Annotated in this window: 28 protein-coding genes, 2 tRNA genes and 1 pseudogene; 19 read left to right on the top strand and 12 right to left on the bottom strand. The window is 64.6% G+C overall.

The genetic code is table 11. The features are described 5' to 3' along the window. The first annotated feature begins 54 nt into the window (after positions 1 to 54). The 6 genes from AC0IWM_RS02425 (at position 55) to AC0IWM_RS02400 (ending at position 3,603) form a co-directional block, all read left to right on the top strand. Entirely contained in the window at positions 55 to 315 is a 261-nt protein-coding gene (locus AC0IWM_RS02425) for a hypothetical protein (RefSeq protein WP_471752897.1), read from the top strand. 336 nt (positions 316 to 651) lie between these two features. Next, complete coding sequence (locus AC0IWM_RS02420; RefSeq protein ID WP_471752896.1) at positions 652 to 864, top strand: hypothetical protein; 213 nt, start codon at positions 652 to 654, stop codon at positions 862 to 864. 2 nt (positions 865 to 866) lie between these two features. Beyond that, complete coding sequence (locus tag AC0IWM_RS02415) at positions 867 to 1,133, top strand: hypothetical protein (protein ID WP_471752895.1); 267 nt, start codon at positions 867 to 869, stop codon at positions 1,131 to 1,133. Positions 1,134 to 2,139: 1,006 nt separating this feature from the next. Next, positions 2,140 to 2,769: a hypothetical protein gene (locus AC0IWM_RS02410; RefSeq protein WP_471752894.1), complete on the top strand. Its 630-nt coding sequence runs from the start codon at positions 2,140 to 2,142 to the stop codon at positions 2,767 to 2,769. Between the two features lie 38 nt (positions 2,770 to 2,807). Continuing rightward, positions 2,808 to 3,380, top strand: a complete 573-nt coding sequence (locus AC0IWM_RS02405) for a DUF2059 domain-containing protein (RefSeq protein ID WP_471752893.1) — start codon at positions 2,808 to 2,810, stop codon at positions 3,378 to 3,380. A 37-nt stretch (positions 3,381 to 3,417) separates the two neighbouring features. Beyond that, a complete protein-coding gene (locus tag AC0IWM_RS02400) occupies positions 3,418 to 3,603 on the top strand; it encodes a hypothetical protein (RefSeq protein WP_471752892.1) in 186 nt (61 codons plus the stop codon). 473 nt (positions 3,604 to 4,076) lie between these two features. On the opposite strand, the gene AC0IWM_RS02395 is transcribed toward AC0IWM_RS02400, so the two are convergent. Together AC0IWM_RS02395 and AC0IWM_RS02390 are read right to left on the bottom strand one after the other, a co-directional pair. Further along, positions 4,077 to 4,949, bottom strand: coding sequence for an outer membrane protein (locus AC0IWM_RS02395; protein WP_471752891.1), 873 nt, complete (start codon positions 4,947 to 4,949; stop codon positions 4,077 to 4,079). A 455-nt stretch (positions 4,950 to 5,404) separates the two neighbouring features. Further along, on the bottom strand, positions 5,405 to 5,641 hold the full coding sequence (locus AC0IWM_RS02390) for a hypothetical protein (RefSeq protein ID WP_471753110.1): 237 nt from the start codon (positions 5,639 to 5,641) through the stop codon (positions 5,405 to 5,407). On the opposite strand from AC0IWM_RS02390, the pseudogene AC0IWM_RS02385 reads away from it, so the two are divergent. Continuing rightward, positions 5,534 to 5,802: pseudogene (locus AC0IWM_RS02385) on the top strand (GCG_CRPN prefix-to-repeats domain-containing protein). The gene AC0IWM_RS02390 and the pseudogene AC0IWM_RS02385 overlap by 108 nt on opposite strands. A gap of 5 nt (positions 5,803 to 5,807) precedes the next feature. Here AC0IWM_RS02385 and AC0IWM_RS02380 read toward each other — a convergent pair. Beyond that, positions 5,808 to 6,155 carry a hypothetical protein gene (locus AC0IWM_RS02380; protein ID WP_471752890.1) on the bottom strand — a complete coding sequence of 116 codons (348 nt, stop codon included), beginning with the start codon at positions 6,153 to 6,155 and terminating at the stop codon, positions 5,808 to 5,810. A 153-nt stretch (positions 6,156 to 6,308) separates the two neighbouring features. On the opposite strand from AC0IWM_RS02380, the gene AC0IWM_RS02375 reads away from it, so the two are divergent. After that, positions 6,309 to 6,578 (top strand): hypothetical protein, encoded by a 270-nt coding sequence (locus AC0IWM_RS02375; RefSeq protein WP_471752889.1) that lies wholly within the window; start codon positions 6,309 to 6,311, stop codon positions 6,576 to 6,578. Positions 6,579 to 6,943: 365 nt separating this feature from the next. Here the strand turns inward: AC0IWM_RS02375 and AC0IWM_RS02370 are convergent. Further along, positions 6,944 to 7,033 (bottom strand) — tRNA-Ser (locus AC0IWM_RS02370). 231 nt (positions 7,034 to 7,264) lie between these two features. On the opposite strand from AC0IWM_RS02370, the gene AC0IWM_RS02365 reads away from it, so the two are divergent. The 4 genes from AC0IWM_RS02365 to AC0IWM_RS02350 all read left to right on the top strand — a co-directional run bounded on the left by AC0IWM_RS02365 (position 7,265) and on the right by AC0IWM_RS02350 (position 10,043). Further along, positions 7,265 to 8,320 carry an HD-GYP domain-containing protein gene (locus AC0IWM_RS02365; protein ID WP_471752888.1) on the top strand — a complete coding sequence of 352 codons (1,056 nt, stop codon included), beginning with the start codon at positions 7,265 to 7,267 and terminating at the stop codon, positions 8,318 to 8,320. Between the two features lie 213 nt (positions 8,321 to 8,533). Next, positions 8,534 to 9,001 (top strand): MarR family winged helix-turn-helix transcriptional regulator, encoded by a 468-nt coding sequence (locus AC0IWM_RS02360; protein ID WP_471753097.1) that lies wholly within the window; start codon positions 8,534 to 8,536, stop codon positions 8,999 to 9,001. A 336-nt stretch (positions 9,002 to 9,337) separates the two neighbouring features. Further along, positions 9,338 to 9,796 (top strand): NUDIX hydrolase, encoded by a 459-nt coding sequence (locus AC0IWM_RS02355; protein WP_056473146.1) that lies wholly within the window; start codon positions 9,338 to 9,340, stop codon positions 9,794 to 9,796. Positions 9,797 to 9,968: 172 nt separating this feature from the next. Then, positions 9,969 to 10,043: transfer RNA gene (locus AC0IWM_RS02350), tRNA-Thr, on the top strand. A 715-nt stretch (positions 10,044 to 10,758) separates the two neighbouring features. Here AC0IWM_RS02350 and AC0IWM_RS02345 read toward each other — a convergent pair. Further along, positions 10,759 to 11,022 (bottom strand): hypothetical protein, encoded by a 264-nt coding sequence (locus tag AC0IWM_RS02345; RefSeq protein ID WP_471752887.1) that lies wholly within the window; start codon positions 11,020 to 11,022, stop codon positions 10,759 to 10,761. 56 nt (positions 11,023 to 11,078) lie between these two features. On the opposite strand from AC0IWM_RS02345, the gene AC0IWM_RS02340 reads away from it, so the two are divergent. The 5 genes from AC0IWM_RS02340 to AC0IWM_RS02320 all read left to right on the top strand — a co-directional run bounded on the left by AC0IWM_RS02340 (position 11,079) and on the right by AC0IWM_RS02320 (position 12,401). Beyond that, positions 11,079 to 11,459, top strand: a complete 381-nt coding sequence (locus tag AC0IWM_RS02340) for a hypothetical protein (RefSeq protein ID WP_471752886.1) — start codon at positions 11,079 to 11,081, stop codon at positions 11,457 to 11,459. A 69-nt stretch (positions 11,460 to 11,528) separates the two neighbouring features. Further along, entirely contained in the window at positions 11,529 to 11,729 is a 201-nt protein-coding gene (locus AC0IWM_RS02335; protein ID WP_471752885.1) for a hypothetical protein, read from the top strand. A 1-nt stretch (position 11,730) separates the two neighbouring features. Then, positions 11,731 to 11,886: a hypothetical protein gene (locus tag AC0IWM_RS02330; protein WP_471752884.1), complete on the top strand. Its 156-nt coding sequence runs from the start codon at positions 11,731 to 11,733 to the stop codon at positions 11,884 to 11,886. A gap of 30 nt (positions 11,887 to 11,916) precedes the next feature. Then, on the top strand, positions 11,917 to 12,084 hold the full coding sequence (locus tag AC0IWM_RS02325; RefSeq protein WP_471752883.1) for a hypothetical protein: 168 nt from the start codon (positions 11,917 to 11,919) through the stop codon (positions 12,082 to 12,084). Between the two features lie 92 nt (positions 12,085 to 12,176). Then, positions 12,177 to 12,401, top strand: a complete 225-nt coding sequence (locus AC0IWM_RS02320) for a hypothetical protein (RefSeq protein WP_471752882.1) — start codon at positions 12,177 to 12,179, stop codon at positions 12,399 to 12,401. Positions 12,402 to 12,582: 181 nt separating this feature from the next. On the opposite strand, the gene AC0IWM_RS02315 is transcribed toward AC0IWM_RS02320, so the two are convergent. The 3 genes from AC0IWM_RS02315 to AC0IWM_RS02305 are packed head-to-tail and all read right to left on the bottom strand — an operon-like array spanning position 12,583 to position 14,530. Next, complete coding sequence (locus AC0IWM_RS02315) at positions 12,583 to 13,875, bottom strand: Y-family DNA polymerase (protein WP_471752881.1); 1,293 nt, start codon at positions 13,873 to 13,875, stop codon at positions 12,583 to 12,585. Continuing rightward, positions 13,872 to 14,327, bottom strand: a complete 456-nt coding sequence (locus AC0IWM_RS02310) for a LexA family protein (RefSeq protein WP_471752880.1) — start codon at positions 14,325 to 14,327, stop codon at positions 13,872 to 13,874. The genes AC0IWM_RS02315 and AC0IWM_RS02310 overlap by 4 nt, the downstream gene beginning before the upstream one ends. Further along, entirely contained in the window at positions 14,324 to 14,530 is a 207-nt protein-coding gene (locus AC0IWM_RS02305) for a hypothetical protein (RefSeq protein WP_471752879.1), read from the bottom strand. The genes AC0IWM_RS02310 and AC0IWM_RS02305 overlap by 4 nt, the downstream gene beginning before the upstream one ends. 150 nt (positions 14,531 to 14,680) lie before the next feature. On the opposite strand from AC0IWM_RS02305, the gene AC0IWM_RS02300 reads away from it, so the two are divergent. Further along, positions 14,681 to 14,947, top strand: a complete 267-nt coding sequence (locus AC0IWM_RS02300) for a DUF6894 family protein (RefSeq protein ID WP_471752878.1) — start codon at positions 14,681 to 14,683, stop codon at positions 14,945 to 14,947. Positions 14,948 to 15,273: 326 nt separating this feature from the next. Here AC0IWM_RS02300 and AC0IWM_RS02295 read toward each other — a convergent pair whose 3' ends face one another. Both AC0IWM_RS02295 and AC0IWM_RS02290 read right to left on the bottom strand, forming a co-directional pair. Beyond that, on the bottom strand, positions 15,274 to 15,492 hold the full coding sequence (locus tag AC0IWM_RS02295) for a DUF6894 family protein (protein WP_471752877.1): 219 nt from the start codon (positions 15,490 to 15,492) through the stop codon (positions 15,274 to 15,276). Between the two features lie 467 nt (positions 15,493 to 15,959). Then, the gene (locus AC0IWM_RS02290; protein WP_471752876.1) at positions 15,960 to 16,205 is read right to left on the bottom strand and encodes a DUF6894 family protein; all 246 of its coding nucleotides are present in this window, start codon (positions 16,203 to 16,205) and stop codon (positions 15,960 to 15,962) included. A gap of 259 nt (positions 16,206 to 16,464) precedes the next feature. On the opposite strand from AC0IWM_RS02290, the gene AC0IWM_RS02285 reads away from it, so the two are divergent. Then, positions 16,465 to 17,148, top strand: coding sequence for a thermonuclease family protein (locus AC0IWM_RS02285; protein ID WP_471752875.1), 684 nt, complete (start codon positions 16,465 to 16,467; stop codon positions 17,146 to 17,148). Between the two features lie 151 nt (positions 17,149 to 17,299). On the opposite strand, the gene AC0IWM_RS02280 is transcribed toward AC0IWM_RS02285, so the two are convergent. Together AC0IWM_RS02280 and AC0IWM_RS02275 are read right to left on the bottom strand one after the other, a co-directional pair. Beyond that, positions 17,300 to 18,988, bottom strand: a complete 1,689-nt coding sequence (locus tag AC0IWM_RS02280) for a glycosyltransferase family 2 protein (protein WP_471752874.1) — start codon at positions 18,986 to 18,988, stop codon at positions 17,300 to 17,302. Between the two features lie 820 nt (positions 18,989 to 19,808). Next, on the bottom strand, positions 19,809 to 20,276 hold the full coding sequence (locus AC0IWM_RS02275; protein WP_471752873.1) for a Ros/MucR family transcriptional regulator: 468 nt from the start codon (positions 20,274 to 20,276) through the stop codon (positions 19,809 to 19,811). Positions 20,277 to 20,668: the final 392 nt, after the last annotated feature.

Here is a 20,668-nt window from a genome sequence, read left to right as displayed (position 1 = left end):
GAGAGAAACGGACCAGAGACCTGGTTCGTACTGTGAAGGAGTTCGTAAGCTTTCATGAAGACCCGTATCGCCGCCCTCGCCACCGCGCTTGTCCTTGGCGTTGCTCCGATCTCGTCCGCAATGGCCTATGACAGCCCCTCCCGCTATACGGCGTTCGCGCCCTACGAGGTCGAGACCACGGGCTCCCTCACCGATATGCGCCGCCCGCCCGCCTATCGCGGCTGCCCGATGAGTTCGGCCGCCGAGGGCAACGCCAACCAGCAGAACTTCCCCACCCAGCAATACGGCCAGACCTCCGGCGGAAACCGCTGCTGATCGGAGGAGACACGTCGATGCTGCTGAAAGGCTTCTCCTACGCGATGATCGCCGCCTTCGCGGGTGGCCTTGCCTTCACCATCGTCGGCTCGGCCAGCGCCTTCCTGAGCCTGTAAGGGCCCGGGCGCCCCGATCCGCGGTCCGAGACCCGCCCGGCCGCCGGCCGCGGCGGGTCTTTCTTCGTGCTTGCCAGACTTTCGCGCCCAGCGTGACGCACCTTCTGGCAAGGAAATTCGGATGCCTATCCCCGGTCTACACAGGGTTTCCTCAAAGCGTTTGACCCGCTTTGGTTCAGCTTGTTCCTGGTTTGTACCCGTTAGGATCAGGACCAGGACGATGACCGCAGCGCAGATGGCCGAGATGGCGTCTATGAGCGAGGCCGAGATGATCGCCCTGGCCTACGAGGAAGCGGCCGGCGGCGACGCGCGCCGTGCCCTGCTGCGGGCCATCGAGGACATCCTGATCCTTGAGGCGAAGCTGACGAAGGCTGAGCGACAGATATCCTACGGCTATGTCCGCGGCGTCTTACCGGCCGATCGGGACGCCTGACCATGGAGCGCCTGTGCGATGTCCACGCCAAACGCCTCGTGGTCCTGTGCAGCCCCTGCGGGCGACGGGGTTCCTACGGAGTCGAGCGGCTGCGCCAGCGCTTCGGGGCGCAAGCCTCGATGCTGGACGTGTACCTGACCCTCACGCAAACCTGCCGCTTCCAGCGCGAGGCGGGAAGCCGGACGCCCAACATCTACGGCCTGACGTGCCGGGCAAAGCTCGACACGACGGGTGGCCCGACGAGCGCGGGATTGCCATCGAGGACCTGAGCCATGGGCGACCTCCAACGCTCGGCTGCGCATCAGACCGAGCTTCGGCGCCTCCTTCGGGTCTGCGTGGATCGCGCGGGCAACCCGCCGCCGCTGCCGGTCATCGTCTCCGATCAGCGCTGCCGATCGTGCAGGTGGCCGAGGATGGCGCGCGCACCCTTGAGATGTTTCACTGAGGGCTCCCGAACCCGAAGCAGTTCGGTGGCCGTCCGGTCACCGACATGCCCAACGTGAAGAGCCCGCACCGATGCCCTGGGCGGCCCTGCGCGGTACCAAGGCCGAGGGCCCCAATCGCCTGCGGGACCAGCGGCGCGGTCGGTCCGAACCACCCGAAGGCCATGCCGGCCCTGCTGACGACGCCGGAGGCGGGGAGCGCGGGGCTCGCGACACCGACGGAGATCGGGCTTTAGCCGCAACGCGCCCTGCCGGATGCGATGGTGCGGATCGTGGCGACGGGTTCGCGGAACGATCCTTCTGAGCGGAGAAGTGTCGGGGGCGGCCTATCCCCTTGCTACTCTCTTGGCTCAGTATCCTCGACGCTCGGTCCCAACGCTCCTCCTCGCGGAAGCCTGTGCGGCTCGTGCGGACTTCCGCCTGCCGAACCCGACCTGAAGATTACCATGGCGTGGCGAATCTTCTCGCGCCGCTCCTGTTCCCGTATCTGATCCCGCCCGGGTGGCAGTGGGCGCCATGGAGCGGAGGGAGCACCTAGGCGGATGGCACTGGGCAAGCTGAACAACCAGACTGCGAGTAACATCCACGGAACGACGAACACAATGAACGCGGTCAGACCCATGACGACCCTCCTGCCGAGAGCGGGGATCGTCAGTGAACGCGGCCTGAGTCCTCTTTGATCCCTGAGATTGGCAGGTATCCGTCGTTCCATCCATCACGGATTTTGCAGAAATTAGCCTTACCCTGTCGGAGACAGCGGGATGTGACCAACGGGGAACTTGGGCGCGATGTTGTAGAGGTGGAGGACACGCCTGCTGGGGAGAATCCCGCCATGCCGCAGGTGCTCGATCGGATCTCCTTCGCCGTCGTTCTCCCATTCCCCGCCTTCCTGGCCCGGGACTGGTGTCGCAACCGCGATACTGGCTCTGAGAGATCCGCGGCCATGAAGCGATGGTCGCGCTGCGATCCGTCATACTTTCCGCTGCACGGGCCGGCCTGTGCGGCCAGACCTGACGGAACCGGCTTGCCGCGCAGGTGGACCGTCTCGGCAATCCATTTCTCGGCCGTCAATCTCGGAGGAGGGATGACGACGCAACCCCACGGCAGTTCGGCGCGAGCCGTGACGCGGATTGAGCTTGGCCTCTGCCGCTTCCTCGCTCATGAGGCGCCGGATGGTGCCGAAAAACGGGAGGAGTCCGACATGGCAAGCGAAGCACAGCGCCCTCAGTCGCGAACGGCCCTGGCTCTGACGGTGGCCTTCGCGATCCTCGTCGCGGGCTTCGGGACAATCGGCTGGCGCTGGTACAGCTACGTGACGGCCGGTGCCTCGCCCTACGATGAAGTCGGCATTGAGGTGAACCGGCGCCTGCCCGAGTTCCTGCGCTTTTGGGGCTGCGACCGCATCAAGGACAGGTTTCCCCACGCAGTGCCACCTTACGGCTGTCAGCCTGGGCAGATCTGACATGGAAGTGTGTTAGCAGCGCCTCTGAGCCGCGCCGCTTGGATCGCGCGGTCCCGGTGATCGGAACAGACATGCGAATCCCCCGTCTTCTTGCCAACCTCTGGCTCGGTGTCGTCCTGCCCTGCGCGGCGATGGCTCAGCCTGCGCCTGCGCCCACGGCACCGACCGCCGTATCCGACCCGGCCACCTTGAAGGCGGCCCGAGAGGTGGTCATGCAGATGCAGGGCGATCGCACGGCCCTGCTGAGCGCGATCGCTGCGCCCATGGTCGGGATGATGCAGCAGATCGGGATCAAGCAGCAGGACCAGGCGCAGGTCCTCGTGCAGGAGGTCGTGATGCCGACCCTGACCGCGCATTACGACGAGCTTCTCGACATCCAGGCTCGGAGCTTCGCCTCAGCGCTCGGGAAGGACGACCTGCAGGCGATCGCGGCCTTCTATGCGACACCGGCCGGCAAGCGGCTGGTCACGGCGCAGCCGCAGCTTGCCCAAGCGCAATTGGCTGGAACACAGCAGTGGATGCAGTCCGTGATGCCCGAGATGCAGGGCAAGCTGGCGAAGGCGATCCAGGCACACGGCTGGACCACGAATGGCCAACCGAAGCCGCGTTGAAAATCGGCGGCCGTGGGGCTCGACGAGGGACATCAGCATGACGAGCGCCGACAGCGGCGCTCAGGATCGTCGCGAGACGAAAGCCGCCAAGCATCTGGAAAAGGCTCGTGCCGGAGGCGAGGCCCGAGCCGATTACGACGCGACCCAGCAGGCCGTCGAGGACAAGACGGTGCGTCTCAAAGCCCTTCGGCTTGCAAAGGAGAGCGCCGACAAAGGCTTGTAGCGCCTCGACCGTCCGTGAACCGCCGTGGCGGCGAGAGTTCGCTCTGCGGCGGCAGGTCCTCACTGGCACCAGGGGCAATCCCACATCACCGCATCGACCCTGGGTCGACCGAACCCGGCGCTTCTGGCTCGTCCCGGTCCGCGGCGGCGATGGTCTGCGGACCCTGTTCGATATCCATCGACCAAGCGCGAGCCAGAGGAACCGCCTGAAGCAGGGGCGCAGAGCCCATGGCATCGGCCGTCAAGCCCTCTTCTTCGAGCGCCGGGTCATGCGGCTGAGCGTGTGACGGCCTCGGTTTGCAGGAAGCCTATGAGTCGACTCGGCTGGTTCCTGCTCTGGCCCGGATCGCCAAGGCTCGAGGTTCAACCAAAGGAAAGCGCCCCGAGGATTTCTCCTCGAGGCGCGTTACGACGAAAGCGGCCAGGTGATCGGGGCTGGGGACGCTTAGGCCGAACCTAAAAGTCCCGTCGATCCTAGTACGAGCCGAACTTGTAGTTCAGGCCGGCGCGGACGACGGCGAACTCGGCGCCGCTGTTGCGGTTGGTGAAGCCGGGCTGACGGTAGAGGACGCCGTTGGTGTCGAAGGCGTAGACGCCGGCGTTGCGGTTGTTGTTCTCGAGGTTCACGTACAGGCCTTCGACCTTGAGCGTGACGGCCGAGGAGCGGAAGAAGTTCAGGAAGGAGTCGGTCGGGAGGGCGTACTCGATGCCGCCGCCAGCGGCGTAGCCGGTGCGGAAGTCGTCGTTGCCGCGGAAGCCGCCGAAGGAGCGCTCGTTGCTGCCGGCGCCGTAGGCGAAGCCGCCGGTGCCGTAGAACAGGACGCGATCGAAGGCGTAACCGATGCGGCCGCGCACGGTGCCGAAGTAGTCGAGGCTGGCGGTGCCGCGCGGATCGACGAAGGTGACGCCGGCGACGGGCGCGAAGCCGGGGGTCAGGACGAAGTTGTTCCGGCTGCGGCCGAAGTCGACATACTGGGCGTCAGCTTCGATACCGACGACCACGCCCGAGCCCGGGGTGAACTGGTAGTTGTAGCCGATCTGACCGCCGCCCGTGAAACCCTCGTTGGAGTTGTTCGAGTAGGCGACCTGCGACGGGCCACCGGCGCCCGGCAGCAGGGCTGCGCCACCGCGAACGAGGTTCGGGAACACGTTGTTGTAGACGTTGGTGCCGCGGTCGCTGGCGTCGAAGCCGTAACCGGCGTTGAAACCGGCGTAGAAGCCGGTCCAGGTGAACACCGGCACCGGCACGAAGACCGGCGGCGCAGCGCGGCGCGGCAGGTCGGCGGCCGAAGCGGCGCCAGCAAGGAGAGCGGTCGCGGCGCTGGCGAGGATGAGCTTCTTGATCATGGTGGGTCTGCCTGGGAACTCGTGGTGCGGTATGAGGAGACCTTACAGAAAGGGCAGACCTGAGCACTAGTGCAGACGCGCAACACTCGGATCAGATTGATGAAGCTCCAGATCCTCGAGAGAAAGTATTATATTTTTACTAACCATATGATTGGCGGGTCTCGAGACTTCCGAATGACCCATTGGTTCCAAGAAAATAGCATTTGGGTCGAAAATCGGCCGACGTCCCTCTGCTGACCGCCGCGGGCTCGAAATCTCATCGTGCGAGGCGCTCAGCCGCGGTATCCCGCTGGCCGGTGACCATCGCCGGAATGGTGCGGGCGGGAGCGACCGAAGTGCCTCGCGGGTCCAGGAGGCCCGTGGTGTCAGGCTCGCGCGTCCGGCTCCCGGGAACACCTGCCCATCACGGCCTGCCCCTGCCTGAACGGAACGCCGCGGCAGGCGTCAGGAGCGGTTCAGCAGGTCAGGCGCAGCCTCTGATCGCGCCGGTCGGGATTGAGCCGGGATCGGGCGCCAACGAGGTTCAGGTCATGGTGCGCGTGAAGGTCTTCGGGATAGCCGCTGTGATGGCCGCCGGACTTGGTCTGGCGACCTCCGCGCAGGCCGCTCCCCTGTCGTTCGACCCCTCCGAAGTGGTCCACGGCGAGGCCGCGATCGAGTTCGTGGCCGGCGGCTGCGGCCCCGGTTTCCATCCCAATCCGGGGGCCGTTGCCGCCCGAATGACCGTGGCTACGGCTATGGTGGCTACGGTGGGCCTCGCCGCTTCTACGAGGGACGGGCTTTTGGCGAAGGCTATGGCCGCCGCGACGGCTACGATTACGACCGTCCGCGACGCTTCTACGACGGATACTGAGGACGTCACGGCTGGCGCCCCTCAAGCGGCCAGTCGTGCAGATCGACCCAGGCCTGACCGATGATGCGTTCCCGCCGCTCAGCGCGATCCTGAGCGGCATCGGCAACGATCCGCAGTGCGGCCTCCATGGCTTCGCGCCCACCCGCTGCCGAAGCTTCCTCACCCTTCCGGCGGATCGCGGCCTGAAAGGCTTTGACCGCGGGCCCAGCCGTAGGCCCATTCTCAACGGCCGAAACGAGGCTCAGCAGCGCTTCGGCGATCGGCACGATGGTTTCCTGCCAAGGCGGCGCGGAGAGGATTTCCGGAGCATGGGGCGCAGCGGAGGAGAGCATGGTCGTTCGTGGACGGATCATGGCGCCGGACTCCTGCTCACAAAATTTCGGGTCGCTGGGATCGTGCCAAATAGCACGGCGTTCCAGCCAAGGCAGGCCTAGATCAACGCCACCGAACAAGTCACGGCCCACCGCCATTCGACGGAGACCGCGCAAACCCAAGTGGATTGTGCCATGAACACGCGTCTTTCTTCTGCTATCGCTGCTCTTGTCCTGAGCGCCAGCGCGATTGCTTCGCCCGCCCTCGCGCAGAGCTACACTGCTCCCGCTGGCATCGCTACTGTGACGGCGCCTGGTGGTCTCGAGGGCCGTCGTTACGACGCCATCACCACCGGCTCGATCGTCTACCGCCACGGCCATGACTCGGCCCGGGAAGGCAACGCCAATCAGCCGAACTTCGTGGTCCAGCAGTACGGCCAGACCTCGGGTGGCCCGCGCCACTGAGGCGTCGACCCGTCGAGACGACCGGCGGCGGGGCGAAAGCCTCGCCGTTTTCATGTGCGAGGTTACGATCGTTGCCGCACAGGACACGGTGCGCACCATGCTGCGCTCCGGGGCGGAGCATCGGCATGGCTCTCGGATCGCAGAAAAGGCCGAGCACCGGATCGATCGCCATCGCTGTGTGGCCGGTCGGCGTTCTGATCCGCCAAGCCAAGTGGTCTCCAACCCTACCGGACGACGGCCGGGACGGCGCTGCCTTCGTTGGGCCGGACGAGGTCACTACAAGCCGTCTAAAAATGCGGGTATCTGTGGAGGCTACTCATCAAATCCTAAAACCCAAACACTAATAGCAGCTTGGCTTAGGTAAGTGGCGGAGAGGGGGGGATTCGAACCCCCGATGCCCTTGCAGGCATGCCGCATTTCGAGTGCGGTGCATTCAACCGCTCTGCCACCTCTCCGCGAAGGCGCCTCGATGAGACGGGCGGTGACTAGCACGAGTGCTCCGGCTTTCACAAGCGGCGGATCGCGGGAAAGCTGGCTCCGGGCTCAAAAGTCATCCGCAGGCCGGCCCTCCGGATCGCGGGCCTTCAGTCTTGCTTAACCGCAGGTAGGGACAGTCGAAACGTGGCAATCGGAATCCGTCGGCGCCGGACGGCGTCGCACGAGGTCCAGCATCGGGAATCCGAAGGATGGCATCGGACGCCGGCACTGCCCTGATCGCCATCGTGGCCGGCTCCGCTCCCCTGCACCTCATGCGTGCCCTGTCGCCTCTCGCCTGCGTGCTCCGCCCAGTCATCGGGCCGGCGCAGGATCTGACGTCCCTTCAGGCCTGCGACCTGATCCTGGTCGAGGCGGGCGCGCAGGATCATCGCGCGGTCCTGGCCCTGGTCGAGCGCGTGCGTGGCTTGGCCGAGCATGCTCGGACTCCGATCCTGCTGGTCGCGGCCGAGGAGGCGACACAGGTCCGGCGCGAGGCCGTCGCCGCGGGGGCCACCGATGTGATGGCCTATCCGGTCGATGCCTTCGATCTGCGGACCCGTGCCGGAAACCTGCTCGAACTCTCGCTGGCCCGCCGTGCCGCCGAGCATCAAGGCCGCCTGGTGGCCCGCACCGTCGAGCGGGCCGTCGTCGAGGCCGCCGCCCGCGAGCGCGAGATCATCCGCCGCCTGATGCTCGCTGCCGAGTTTCGCGACGACCAGGCGGGGGGACACCTCACCCGGGTCGCGGGCTGCGCGATCGCGATCGCCGAGGGTCTCGGCCTGTCGGAGGAGGAGGCGAACGACATCGCGTTCGCCTCGACCATGCACGACATCGGCAAGATCAGCATCCCGGACCACATCCTGATGAAGCCGGGCGCCCTCTCCGAGCCCGAGCGCGAGGAGATGAAGCAGCATGCCCTGCGGGGCTACCGCATGCTCAACGACAGCCCGTCCCACCTTCTGCAACTTGCTTCCGACATCGCCCTCACCCACCACGAGCGCTGGGACGGCAACGGCTATCCTCAGGGTTTGAGGCGCACGGAAATTCCCCTGGCTGGCCGGATTATCGCGGTGGCCGACGTATTCGACGCCCTCATCTCCGAGCGGGTCTACAAGAAGGCCTGGTCCCTCGAGCAGGCGCGCCATCACATCGAGGCGCATGCGGGCAGCCACTTCGATCCCGATTGCGTCGCCGCCTTCGTCTCGCGGTGGAACGACATCGTCGTGCTGATCGTGGAGCATCCGCCGGAGCGTGCCGCGGCCTGAATCCGCCGGGTGCCGCTGCGGTCATGCCTCGTCGCACGCGCGATCGAACGAGACGGCGACCCGTGGAAGCCCGTGATCCTGTTACCGCTGCGGCGAAACAGGCATATACTAGAGCCATCTACGTCCGCTATCCTCGATTGTCCCCAGGGGCGTTCCCCTTCGTCCCCGGGATGCTGGGGTCACGGGCTTCGGGAATTCAGTGGCATGGCATGCATGATCGACGCTCCCCGTAAGGCAACCGCGCCCCTCACCGATCCGCTGCTCCTCGACAATCAACTCTGCTACGCCCTCTACGCGGCCGCTCACCGGATGACGAAGTCCTACCGCCCGATGCTGGAGCGCATGGGGCTGACCTATCCGCAATACCTGGTGCTTCTGGTGCTCTGGGAAACGGATGGGATTACGGTCTCGGAGATCGGACGGCGCCTGCGCCTCGATTCCGGCACCTTGACCCCGGTGCTGAAGCGCCTGGAGGCCGCTGGCTTCCTCGTCCGCAGCCGCCGGCGCTCCGACGAGCGCGAAGTGGAGATCGCGCTGACGCCGCATGGGCAGAGCCTGCGGGCCGAGGCGACCGCCGTGCGTGAGTCCGTGATGTGCCAGCTCAACATGTCGGAGCCGGAGGTCCAGGCCATGCGGGCCGATCTGAATGCCCTGATCGAGAATCTCAGCGCGGCCGGATGAGGCGCTGCCGCAGGCCGTCCCAATGGTTCCTTCGGCAAGCCTCAGCAGCGGCGACGCGAGCGAGAAACTTTGCCGGGTAAGTTTCCCTTGTATCTGGCGGGCTGCTCCCGCTAAGCCGGACCCTGCCAAGCGTACATCGACGCGGACGTGCCCGCGTTCACACCTGTGTGGGATTGAGCCTATCGTGAATGACCATCGACCGGTCCAGCTGGCCATCGCGACGGGGTTCCCGAGCCTGGCATCGGTCTCCCGTTCGTACGCCCGGCGGGTCAGTGGCGGTTCCGGCGGCGGCCCCGTCGCAGTCGAACCTGCCGGGACATGCCGCGTTTTCGACCGATGAGTGCGCATGCGGGCGACGCGGATCTGGCCCCGCGACGGCAGGTTGGGGTACTGCCGTTCCGGCGGATGCCCGATGGCAGCTTCATGGTCATGCTCATCACCTCGCGCGAGAGCCGGCGCTGGGTGATCCCGAAGGGCTGGCCGATGAAGGGGCGCAAACCCTACGACGCGGCCGCCCGCGAGGCCTACGAGGAAGCAGGTCTCCTCGGAAGCGTCGGTAAGCGCCCGCTCGGTTTCTACCTCTACGAAAAGCGCCTGAAGAGCCGGGATGCGGTCCTGTGCCAAGTGAAGGTGTTCCCTCTCGAGGTGCGCAAGCAGCTCAAGCACTGGCCGGAGCGCCATCAGCGCGAGGACCGCTGGTTCAAACCCTCCGAGGCGGCCGACGCCGTGGCGGAGGCGGGTCTCGCTGCGATCATCCGGGCCGCCTGCAAGCGCGAAACCGGCGCCCTCGCGTAAGGCATGCGGCGAGTCTCCCGCGCTACTCCGCCCTGCAGTCGCGTGGGAATTCGGTCACCGGCCCACCAGAAACCGATACAATCCGCTGCGATGCGATTGCCAAGGGAGTGATGATCGGCTAATTGCCCGTCCGTCCGGTTCGCAAGGCCCTTGCCGCAACCCAGGACATTTGGCTGCTGTAGCTCAGTGGTAGAGCACCTCATTGGTAATGAGGAGGTCGACAGTTCAATCCTGTCCAGCAGCACCACTTTCCCCTCATAATATCATAGACTTAGGGACGGTGGTGCCTTCCGCTGGCTAACCCCGAATTATCGTGGGCAGCACGCGGGCAGCACATTTTGTACCGCTGACGTCTCTTGCTGCGTCAACCGACCACACCCCCCGTACGAACTCGGTGTTGCCTGTTCGAAGCCCCCTCCCCCGCAGCAGCCGTCAGCAAAGCGGACACGCAGCGAGGTAGGGTGTAGGACCGTCCCTGGGCCCGCCCCCGGCCTCGGAGCATTCCAATGAAACCCGCCGTCCTATCGCTGGCAGGCGTCAGTTGGCTCCTGGCGATCCAGGCAGACGCACAAACCCTTCCCCCTCCATCCGATGATCCGAGCACGAGGGAAGCTCCTCGTACCAAGCGTGAGCGGGATCTCGGCCTGGACGGGAAGCCGCGTGGACAGAGGGAACTGTCGGCTCCGGATAAGGACGGGTACTCGACCGAGGAACCCGATGACGACGAGGACGACGATCTCGGAGAAGCCCTCCGTGAGGTTCAGCCATCCAAGCCACAGGGTCGTTGATCGGCGGCAGATCCAATGCGCCCTCTGATGCTTGCCCTGCTGATCGCCTGCGCGGCCGCTCCCAGCGCCCACGCGGAGCCGGCATCGACGTTGGCGGGGCTCTGGCAGCGGCTGGGGTCTTGTTCGCAGTCAGTCAGTGGTCCGGCCGGGTCCGTCGGTTCAGAGGTCACGGTCCTATTCAGCATCAAGCGCGATGGCAGCCTGCAGGGGCAGCCGCGGATCACGCATTCGAAGCTCGTGGGTGACGACGCTGATCAGAAAGGGTTTCTCGCCGAGGTGCTTCGCGGCATTGCGCATTGCTTCCCACTCTCTATCACGGACGGCCTGGGCGGCGCCGTCGCTGGGCGGCCGCTGCGCCTGAGGGTGATGAACCGGTCGGTTGATCGCGGAGCTTAGACACCGCGCGAGGATGGACGCTTGTCGTTGCGGATCGGGCATAGGCGGCCTCCGTCCCCTCCCCTATCCCGTCCGGCCTGCAACAGCCGCCGGACCTCATGTCAGCCTCACCGAAGACCAAGCTCGTCCCCGCCGATCCGAAAATCTGGCGCGAGGCCTTCCTGAACCTCCGGCCAAGCGTCGTCCCGTGTCCAGGCTTCACGCTCCAATCCTGGGGTGGCGCCCACGAGGCGTGCGTCGACTTCCTCGACCGATGGGCGGATGAGGCGGTGGCCCTCGGCTGGACGACGCTTGACGTGTTCGGGGTACATCCGGAGATCGGCACCATCCGGGTCGATTTCTGCGGCGCCATGGTCCTTAGCGCGGAGCGGGTATCCGGGGTCGACGAGACCCGCATCCGCTTCGGGAACATGACGTTCTATCGGGACAAGCCGGGCCGGCCCGATGGCCCAGTGCCGATCTGGCAGTTCGGACGGTAGATTTTCCACCATTGATCCGGCCTCTCATTTGATACAATCTGAGAGTGCATCGTCCGGATCACCCCGCCTATGCCCAAGGGCCTGCCAGGATCAACCGGCGACGTCACCCCCATCGTCCGGATCGGGGCGCATGCGGCGGCTATCGGTGAGATCGCCGAAGGCATGGGCCAGGAGATGATCAAGACCCTGGTCCGTGCGCTTCTCCTCGAGGTCGGACGCGAGACCGCCCGGCACATCACCGACGGTCGCCCGGATAGGCTGAAGATCTGAGATGCCGGATCCCTTCCACCACCGCCTAACCCCTGACGAGACCGCTCACGAGCGGCGCCGGCATAGGGACCTGCTGATGCGCATCGCGGTCATCCTGCTCTGCATGGTGGTGTCGAGCGTGGCTATCGACAGCTTCGTCACCTGGATGAGAGGCTGACGCGGCGGCGTATCGCCCTATCTCGCCGGCATGGCTGAGAACCCCACCACCGGCGAGTTCTACAAGGCGAAGACCATCCTCAAAGCGGACGTCGTCGCCGCGGTCGATGCCTTCATGGCTGATCGGACCACGACCGCCTTCCTGTTCGGCGACGGCTACCAGCTCGACCTCACCGAGGCCGTGAGCAGCCACGAGTGAGCGGGGGTGACCGTCGCGAACAAGGATGCCACCGAGCACCTGCGCCGCGCCGCCGTGCGCACCGCCATTCTGCTGGCCCGGCCGGAGAGAGCATGACCCAACAAGCCCCAACGCCCGACGAGATCCAGGCCGCCGCCGCGTTCCTGAAAAAGCGCGGCCGAAACGTCGATCCCATCCCAGGTGACAAAGCGGGGCTCTATAGGATCGACGGACACATCAGCACCGGGCACGACGTGGTGAGACATGCGGTGATGGCAGGCTGGAAGATTGTCCGGCAGCAGGACACCCCTGCGCCCAAGCCAGCGAAGAAATCGTGAGTGGGAGCAAAAGCCGCGGAGCGAAGCATGCTATCCGGTGGCATGCCTCGCTGGTTCTTTCTCATCATCTCCTTCGCGCTCGGCCTTTCAGTCGCCGGCGGCGCGCTGATCTTCCTACGGTCGCCCACGCCGGTCGAGCAGCCAGCTAACTGAGCCCTCGAGCGCGAGCTTTCTGCTTCCGTTAAGCATGGGCCGTCGGGAGTTCCGTCACCTGCGTGGTATAGCGCGGGCTGCGCATCTCGAACTTCGTCGACCAGGTCCGCTTCTCGGCGAGCCCGGCCCGGGCCGGCACGACGGCGCCCCGACCGAAGCGCGCGTTGCAGGCGTCCATGGCCGCCATCAGCGGCGCGCTGCGCTCGCGGTCGAGCTGACCGATCAGCGCTCGCGGCGCATCTTCGAGTAGCTTCAGGTCGGTGGTGACGACGCCGGCCTTGCTGTAGCGCCAGGGCCGATCGCCCGGCGCCTCCCGCCAAGTCCGCGCCACGCCGGCCTGCGCTGCCTTGATCAGCGCAATCGTGTCGTTCGTGGCCTCCGGCAGCGTCACGGTCGTCGAGACCGAGCGCATCGGATCGCCACGGTCATGCTCGCTCGTGTGGTAGAAAACTGACACGTGCGTGGTCCCAAGGCCGCCGCGCCGGAGCTTCTCGCCGAGGCGCGTCGCATGCGCGGCAACCGCCTGCTCCAGGGTCTCGCGCTCGGTGATGCGCCGGGAGAACGAGCGGGTTACCGCGCAGCCCTTGCGCTGGGCCGGCATCAGTTCGAGCGGCAGGCAGGCGAGCCCACGCAGCTCGTAGATGATGCGTTCGCCGACCACCGTCATGGCTTTCCGGACCGGGCGCGGGTCGAGGTCGCGTAGATCCGCCACCGTGTCGACCCCGAGGCCGATCAGCTTGGCGAGCGAGGCCCGACCGATGCCCCAGACTTCCGCCACCGAGATCCGGCAGAGCCAGTGGTCGTAGGCCACCGGGTTGGTCAGGTCGCAGACGCCGTCGAGATCCGGGATCGTCTTGGCGATGTGATTGGCGAGCTTGGCCAGTGTCTTCGTCGGCCCGATGCCGACGCAGGTCGGGATGCCGGTCCAGGCCCGCACCGTGGCTCGCAGGTCCCGGGCCAGCGCCACCCGGTCCCGGTCGCGCACGTCCGAGAGGTCGAGGAAGCTCTCGTCGATGGAGTAGATCTCCACGGCCGGTGAGAAGTCCCGGTAGACCGCGTTCGTGCGGGCGCTCATGTCCCCGTAGAGGGTGTAGTTCGAGGAGAAGACGCGCACGCCCTCGCGCTGGCACTGCTGGCGGATCTTGAACCAAGGGTCACCCATTTTGATTCCGAGCGCCTTGGCCTCGGTAGTGCGGGCGATGGCGCAGCCGTCGTTGTTCGAGAGCACGATGACCGGAACGCGGGCGAGCTTGGGGTCGAACACCCGCTCACAGGAGCAGTAGAAGCTGTTGCCGTCGATCAGCGCGATAGCCCGGCTCATCGCACCAGCCCGGCACGCGCCACATGCCAGCGGATGGAGAAGCGGACCACGCCCCAGATCTCGCCCTCGATCAGGTCCTCGACGGCGAAGGCCGGTAGGTCGGGATTATCGAAGGCGAGCCGCGCGACGTTGCCCTCGATGACGAGGCGCTTCAGGCTCATCGTGCCATCGACGATCGCCACAACGACGCTGCCGTTGCCGGGCTTGAGGCTGCGATCGGCCACTGCCAGATCGCGGTCGAAGATGCCGGCCCCGCGCATGCTGTCGCCGGAGATGTTCCAGGCGAAAGTGGCGGGTGGGTTCGGCGCAAGCCAGCGCGGCAACTCAAGCGCACCTTCCAGAAAGTCGTCGGCCGGCGACGGGAAGCCCGCGCATAGCGCGGCGCCTTGGATCGGGATGCGAACCGTACCGGTGCTGTGGGTCGGAAGCTCCGTGATCTGCAGCAGCTTCATCGGCCAGGACCAGGACTGATCGCGCCGTCCCGGATGTAGCCCCTCGAGACGAGGCGACGCTGCTGCACGTTCCGGCGTTCGGCCTCGGCCAGATCGCCCAACGCATCCTCGACGGCCTGCACGAGGGCAGCCCAGGCGTCGCCGCGCGCGGCGCGGTGATAGGCGAGCGCGATCGTCTCCGCCTCGGTCAGGCGGATGTCCACAGGGGGTTCGTTGGGCTGGGCCTGCATTGCGCATCCGGCTGCTGTTAGAACACAACGGGAACAAAGCGCATCGCAGAGCGTGGTTCAATCGAAACGGCCGAGTCGGGAAACAGGGCGGTGGACGCCTGTGGAGCGCGGGGTAGAAGACCAATGCCGACGCGGCTTTACCGCTTCCACTGCACGGATGGGCGCGATCTCGTCGCCGATCTGCGCGGCCGGCGGGTGCCGACGCTGGCGCTGGTGCGCCTTCAGGCCGAGCGGGTCGCCCTCGACCTCATGGCGCACGGCACGCGTCTCGATTGGTCCGACTGGTGGGTCGAAGTCTACGACCAGAACGGCCGAGCGGTGCTGTCCAAGGCGTTCACCGACGTTCGGATTGATCGTCCGGGTGCACGTGACCGCGAGGACGTGGCGTGACGTTCGGCGAGGTAGCAGCAGAGCGACAACATTTGGAGGCCGCGCCGGTGAGCAAGGGTAAGGCCGTTCCGCCGTTTCCTAGGCCGTCTGAGCCGGACCCTGATCTCGCCCCTGCGGGCCTCCGTGCCCTCGCCGATCGAATCGAGGATAAGGCAAGCACCGGGTACTGCGTGCCGGGCTCAGCTGTCGGGATCTATGCTGAAGCCATGCGAGCGCTGGCGCGGGAGAGGGAAGCGGCGGAGATGAAGAGGCTCGGTGCACCGGAGAGGCAGCAGATCTAAAAAAAAGAGCGCTTAGTCGAATTGATACAATGCTTAGATCTGCCTCTAAGTAATTTTGATTTTTCTAACAATTACCCCTTTATCATTTCTTATATTAAGGTCCCAGTCGGCACCTGCGCCGTCCAAACTGCCATCTACAGACATTTCCTGAATAACAATTATGGCTTGCTGAACGGCTTGATCGACGTCTTCAACCTCAATCCCTTCTTCGTCCCGTATTAGCGTCCGCTCATCTGTTAGGTCGAAAAAGAAACGTGGTGACAATCCGAGCCTCCCCTGCGCGTTAATGTTACCCAATCAAACTCTGGGATTTAAGTAATTTCAAGCCTGCAGGGATTAAAAAATCACTTGATCACACAGCTTGTGCGTAGCAAAACAATAATCTTGTCAGGGATGATGCCGCTGAATATTGTCCCAAAGACTGAGAATTATTGTATTCGCTTTAGATATTTTAGGAGGGGGCGCAATCGTGCAAGTGATAATGGAGCCTGAAAATCTATCGCAATCTCAGAATGAAGATCAACGCGCAGCAGCGATACGAGCGCATATTAGAAATATCGTGAAAAAAATTATCGCACACAATGAGGGACCAGCAGGTAATTAATTCCCAGATAGTTGCGTACTTTTGCGACGCATAGCTCTTTGGACATAAGGCAAGACGATGCAGGATGCGGAATGATGCAAGCGGCCGGAGCCGGGCCGGTGAAGCGCGCAACGTCGCTCATTATCTGTCAGCAGATGCCGCTTTGACCATCCTCGGTCAGCGTCAAGCGCGCGCGGTAGGCTGTCTCCCCCGCCTCATCACGCACGACGGCGGTGAAGGTGCGATCATCGCATTCCAATCCGCATTCTACGGCCACATCGTACAACGCACGCACGGCAAGGCAGCGACCCGCCTGCAGATCAGGAAGGACCGTGCCCTCCTCATCCGCGACGACGTCTCGTCCTGATGCAACATCTACGAAGTACCGCGGCATCCGCTTTCTCCGAGTCGTTTCAGATGACCGGTGAATGCCTGGTGCGTCGTTTTGTTCGATTTAGCGCCGAAAACGGCGCGATCCGTGAACACAGAAAAAGCCCGCCGCGGATTGCTCCGGGCGGGTGAGGAAGTCCAATGATGCCCCTCGGGGGAGAGGGTTATGACTCGTAGCAGGGCGAGCGGTGGCCGCTTCCTTCATTTGGGGGATCAGGTCGGCAGCACCGGTTTACCAACCCGGGCTGTGATACAGCACCCGAATGCGTTCCTGGCCCTACCTCTTCGTCCTGCTTCTCGCCACCCCCGCTCTGGCTGACCCAATCGTCGGTCGCGCTTCAGTGGTCGACGGAGACACGCTCGAGGTCCGCGGCACGCGGATCCGCCTGCATGGCATCGACGCGCCCGAGAGCGCGCAGATCTGCAAGGACGATGCCGGCAAGGACTACCGCTGCGGCCAGACGGCGGCGCTCGCCCTATCCGACCACATCGGTAAGCGCCTCGTGTCCTGCGATCCTCGCGACACGGACCGCTATGGCCGGGTCGTCGCCGTCTGCCGAGCCGAAGCCGAGGATCTGAACGCCTGGATGGTCCGCCAGGGCCACGCCATCGCGTACCGGCGCTATGCCGAGGACTACGCCGACACCGAGCTCACGGCGAAGGCGCTGCGCCAGGGCATCTGGGCTGGGACGTTCCAGGAACCGTCCGAATGGCGCCGGGAAAAGCGGGCTGGCGGCGAGCACGCGCGGCCCGAGACCGTCACGCCGCCGAGTAAAGCTAGCGGTTGCAACATCAAGGGCAACATCTCGGCCGGCGGCGAGCGGATCTACCACCTGCCAGGCTCGCGCGACTACGAGCGCACCCGCGTCAACGATCGGGCTGGCGAACGCATGTTCTGCTCCGAGGACGAGGCGAAGGCTGCTGGCTGGCGTGCTGCGCGGGGCTGAGTGCCGATTTAGTGAGACCTCATCGAAATCTGCAGTAGCCTCGGCTGCTGGTGAAATGGTGCGTCCGTAGGGATGCCGATCAATGCTCCTCGCTTGTGCTGACGAGCATGATCGGAACATCCTTGCCGAGCATGGGTGAAACACTCCTATCTCAGAAGCGTGCCGGGTCGAGCTCGAAGGTCGGGGGCAGCGCCTCGAACCATTCGCCGTAATAGGGATCGCGCGGGAGCTTCTCCGCCCAGCGATCGCGAAAGCGCTGGTGCTCGGCCGGGTCCACCGTGCGGGCCCTGTTGCGGCTCTCGTAATGGTAAAGGCTCGCCTGGGCGCAGTAGACGCTGCGCAGGCCGCGCTCGCGCAGCCGGAGACACAGGTCGACGTCGTTGTAATTGACCGCGAAGCCCGCATCGAAGCCGCCGATGGCCTCGAAATCGGCGCGGCGCACCATCACGCAGGCGCCGGTCACCGCGAGGTAGTTGCGGCTGCCGACCGTGGAGAAGAAGTGCCCGGGATCGTCGCCGGGATAGCCGCGGCGGACATGGTCAGGAGCCGCGTCGACGATCGAGACGCCGGCATGCTGGATCTCGCCGGTCTCGAACAGGAGCTTGGGGCCGACGGCGCCGACGCCGGGGATCTGCAGCTGCGCCAGCATCGCCTCGATCCAGTCGGCGGTGATGACGGCGATGTCGTCGTTGAGGAAGACCAGCACCGCGCCGCTGGCTTCGGCCGCGCCGAGGTTCATCTTGGCGGCCACGTTGAAGACCGGCTCAGACCAGGTCACGCGCCGGGCGCCGTGGCGGGCGAGGGCCGCCTCCGTGCCGGGGCGCAGATCGCCGTTGTCCACCACCACGAACTCGATGTCGGGATAGGTGCTGGTCGCGGCCACGCTGTCGAGGCAGGCGGCGAGGAGATCGACCGTCCGGCCGCCGACGGTGCTGTCGCGCCCGGCGGTCGGGATCACGATGGAGACGCGCGGCCGCTCCGTCAGCTTGCGCCGCATCTCGAAGCAGCCCTTGAAGGGGCTGGAGCGGGCGAAGTCGAGGGCGCCGGTGCGCCGGGCCCGGTCCTCGAGGCCGCGGATCGCCGCCGCGATGACGTAGTCCTTGTTGTCCATAGTCTGGGCGGTGGAGCCCGGGATCGCGCGCCAGTGATAGAGCACCTTCGGCACGTGGACGACGTTGCGGACGTGCTCGGTGTAGCGCAGGGCGAAGTCGTAATCCTGCGCGCCGTTGCATTCGTCGCGAAAGCCGCCGATCCGCGCCACGATGTCCATGCGGTAGAGCGCCAGGTGCGCCGTATACATGCAGGCTTCGAGGGCTTCGGGCGACCAGTCCGGCTTGAAGAACGGATCGTAGCGCACCCCGTCGATCGAGATCTTGTCCTCGTCGGAATAGATGAAGTCGACGGTCTCGTCGGCGTTGAGGATGCGGACGAACTCGTAGAGCGCATTGTCCGGGATCACATCGTCGTGGTCCATCAGGGTCATGTAGCGGCCGGTCGCCAGCACCATGGCGTCGTTCGTGGCGGCCGAGATGTGCCCGTTCGTGGTGCGGCGGTGGAGCTTGATGCGCGGGTCCTCGGCGGCGAAGGCCTGGAGCAGCGGCCAGATCTTCGGATCCGGCGAGTTGTCGTCGCAGAGGCAGAGTTCCCAGTCGGGATAGGCCTGGGCCTGCACCGAGGCGATGGCGGCCTTCAACCAGCGATGGGGGGTGTTGTAGACCGGCATGACGATGGAGATGCGCGGACGCAGGCCAAAGCCTTCGATCTCGGCGCGCATGGCCGCCACGTCGCGGCGGCCGGGCGTCTCCACCTTGTCGATCCAGGCCGTGTAGGAGGCCGGCACCGAGCGCGGTCGAGCACTGGCAAGGAAGTCGCGCCAGAGCTCTCTGACATCTTTTCCACGGCTTTCCTTAAAGAGGCGCGTGATGACCTGTGATAAGCTTTGCTCCGAGGAGAGATAACCAACGAAAGCGGTGTACGCAGTCCAGGGTAATACGGTCAGTAAGGTAGTCGTCTTTAGGGTGACGCTAGAGAGCTGGAATGACCCAGTATCCTTGAGTGGGTCCAATCGCAGTCGAACCACGTTAGGAGGAAGGCAGATCAAGTCATTGACGCCCTTGTCGCTGACGTGAAGCATCACGGTTTTGTCTTCTGAAAACCCTTGGCCTTCATCGATATAAAGGACCGGCGCTAATTTCGTGTCTGCAATTGCGACGAGATCTGCCTGTACCCAGACCCACCCTTTCGAGATGGCACGCAGCTCGTTCTTTGGCTCGAGGTAAAAATAGGGATCCTTTCCGAAAGAGAGCCAGATCTTATCTGCTATATCGCTTTGTCGTACATGGCTGATCGGAATAACGTTCAGCCCAAGCTTTCGCATCAGCTGGTAACGCAAACGGCTCTTGGGTCTCACCAACGTCTCCGAAAGGTCCGGCCGCGACGCCGATCTCTTACCTCATGTTGGACCATCGCCCTACAGGACGCCTTCATTTCCAGAGGCCGCCCATGATCCTAATCTGCAAGCGACGCAAAGCTCAAACACCGCGCAGATACCCGCAATTTAGAAATGCGATGATGGCACTCCGGCTGGCTGAGATCCGCAATGGCAAAGCCCCGCGCCGGTGAAAGCTACGGGGCTTCGAACAGAGACGTCGATCGAGGGTTCAGGCAGCCTTCTTACGGCCCTTTGCAGCCGACTGCTCGTCTTCACCACGATCGGCGATCCGGCCAAGACCAATTGCCTTTGCCAGTTCGGAGCGGCGCGCCGCGTACGCCGGCGCCACCATCGGATAGTCGTCTGGGAGGCCAAACCGCTGCCGGTACGCCTGCGCATCGAGGCCATGCACGCCGAGGTGACGCTTCAGGGTCTTGTAGGTCTTGCCGTCGAGGAAGCTGACGATGCCGTCCGGCTGCACCGACTTGCGGATCTGAGCTGCGCTCAGCTTCTCGACCTTCGACTCCGACGCAGTTGTTGCAGCGCTGCTGGCAAGGTTACCAAGAGCAGCGTGGATAGTGCGGATCAGCTCCGGCAGATCGGTTGGCCGAACCGAGTTGTTCGACACGTATGCGGCAGCGATATCGACAGCCAGCCCCGCGAAGCTGAAGACTTGAGTTTCAGCGATTTCAGACATCGAGAATTCCATTCTTAGGCTTACAGAACCTCGAATACCACATGACATCACATATCCGAAATAACGGAACCGTCATCTTAACCGCGTATGCATTATATATACAATATAGAACTACGCGAAGATTTTATAGGCACATTAGTTCTTGCGTCCAGCTGCGTGTGAGGTCGATGATTTGGGCATCGCCGAGCCACGCTGACACAGCCTGCAGCGAGCCGAAGGTGTTATCGGTCCTGCTGAAGCGATGTGGTCGTCCGTGGGGTAGCGGGTCGTCGAGCAGCTCGGCGTGCCAAACGGCTGCATGCCACCCTGGCACCGCCTTCCTCATCCTGCTCCTCGCGTCTCCCGCTCTGACTGAGCCGGCGAGCGCATGTTCTGCTCGGAGGACGAGGCGA

The sequence above is a fragment of the Methylobacterium sp. AC433 genome (assembly GCF_979253015.1).
This window is presented reverse-complemented; position numbering and strand designations above follow the sequence as displayed.

What these genes read in the sequence shown, in the direction of transcription:
- AC0IWM_RS02425 (WP_471752897.1), top strand. Translation starts at nt 55, where the DNA reads ATGAAGACCCGTATCGCCGCCCTCGCCACCGCGCTTGTCCTTGGCGTT.
- AC0IWM_RS02420 (WP_471752896.1), top strand. Translation starts at nt 652, where the DNA reads ATGACCGCAGCGCAGATGGCCGAGATGGCGTCTATGAGCGAGGCCGAG.
- AC0IWM_RS02415 (WP_471752895.1), top strand. Translation starts at nt 867, where the DNA reads ATGGAGCGCCTGTGCGATGTCCACGCCAAACGCCTCGTGGTCCTGTGC.
- AC0IWM_RS02410 (WP_471752894.1), top strand. Translation starts at nt 2,140, where the DNA reads ATGCCGCAGGTGCTCGATCGGATCTCCTTCGCCGTCGTTCTCCCATTC.
- AC0IWM_RS02400 (WP_471752892.1), top strand. Translation starts at nt 3,418, where the DNA reads ATGACGAGCGCCGACAGCGGCGCTCAGGATCGTCGCGAGACGAAAGCC.
- AC0IWM_RS02395 (WP_471752891.1), bottom strand. Translation starts at nt 4,949, where the DNA reads ATGATCAAGAAGCTCATCCTCGCCAGCGCCGCGACCGCTCTCCTTGCT.
- AC0IWM_RS02390 (WP_471753110.1), bottom strand. Translation starts at nt 5,641, where the DNA reads ATGGAAACCGGGGCCGCAGCCGCCGGCCACGAACTCGATCGCGGCCTC.
- AC0IWM_RS02380 (WP_471752890.1), bottom strand. Translation starts at nt 6,155, where the DNA reads ATGATCCGTCCACGAACGACCATGCTCTCCTCCGCTGCGCCCCATGCT.
- AC0IWM_RS02375 (WP_471752889.1), top strand. Translation starts at nt 6,309, where the DNA reads ATGAACACGCGTCTTTCTTCTGCTATCGCTGCTCTTGTCCTGAGCGCC.
- AC0IWM_RS02365 (WP_471752888.1), top strand. Translation starts at nt 7,265, where the DNA reads ATGGCATCGGACGCCGGCACTGCCCTGATCGCCATCGTGGCCGGCTCC.
- AC0IWM_RS02360 (WP_471753097.1), top strand. Translation starts at nt 8,534, where the DNA reads ATGATCGACGCTCCCCGTAAGGCAACCGCGCCCCTCACCGATCCGCTG.
- AC0IWM_RS02355 (WP_056473146.1), top strand. Translation starts at nt 9,338, where the DNA reads ATGAGTGCGCATGCGGGCGACGCGGATCTGGCCCCGCGACGGCAGGTT.
- AC0IWM_RS02345 (WP_471752887.1), bottom strand. Translation starts at nt 11,022, where the DNA reads ATGCCCGATCCGCAACGACAAGCGTCCATCCTCGCGCGGTGTCTAAGC.
- AC0IWM_RS02340 (WP_471752886.1), top strand. Translation starts at nt 11,079, where the DNA reads ATGTCAGCCTCACCGAAGACCAAGCTCGTCCCCGCCGATCCGAAAATC.
- AC0IWM_RS02335 (WP_471752885.1), top strand. Translation starts at nt 11,529, where the DNA reads ATGCCCAAGGGCCTGCCAGGATCAACCGGCGACGTCACCCCCATCGTC.
- AC0IWM_RS02330 (WP_471752884.1), top strand. Translation starts at nt 11,731, where the DNA reads ATGCCGGATCCCTTCCACCACCGCCTAACCCCTGACGAGACCGCTCAC.
- AC0IWM_RS02325 (WP_471752883.1), top strand. Translation starts at nt 11,917, where the DNA reads ATGGCTGAGAACCCCACCACCGGCGAGTTCTACAAGGCGAAGACCATC.
- AC0IWM_RS02320 (WP_471752882.1), top strand. Translation starts at nt 12,177, where the DNA reads ATGACCCAACAAGCCCCAACGCCCGACGAGATCCAGGCCGCCGCCGCG.
- AC0IWM_RS02315 (WP_471752881.1), bottom strand. Translation starts at nt 13,875, where the DNA reads ATGAGCCGGGCTATCGCGCTGATCGACGGCAACAGCTTCTACTGCTCC.
- AC0IWM_RS02310 (WP_471752880.1), bottom strand. Translation starts at nt 14,327, where the DNA reads ATGAAGCTGCTGCAGATCACGGAGCTTCCGACCCACAGCACCGGTACG.
- AC0IWM_RS02300 (WP_471752878.1), top strand. Translation starts at nt 14,681, where the DNA reads ATGCCGACGCGGCTTTACCGCTTCCACTGCACGGATGGGCGCGATCTC.
- AC0IWM_RS02290 (WP_471752876.1), bottom strand. Translation starts at nt 16,205, where the DNA reads ATGCCGCGGTACTTCGTAGATGTTGCATCAGGACGAGACGTCGTCGCG.
- AC0IWM_RS02285 (WP_471752875.1), top strand. Translation starts at nt 16,465, where the DNA reads ATGCGTTCCTGGCCCTACCTCTTCGTCCTGCTTCTCGCCACCCCCGCT.
- AC0IWM_RS02275 (WP_471752873.1), bottom strand. Translation starts at nt 20,276, where the DNA reads ATGTCTGAAATCGCTGAAACTCAAGTCTTCAGCTTCGCGGGGCTGGCT.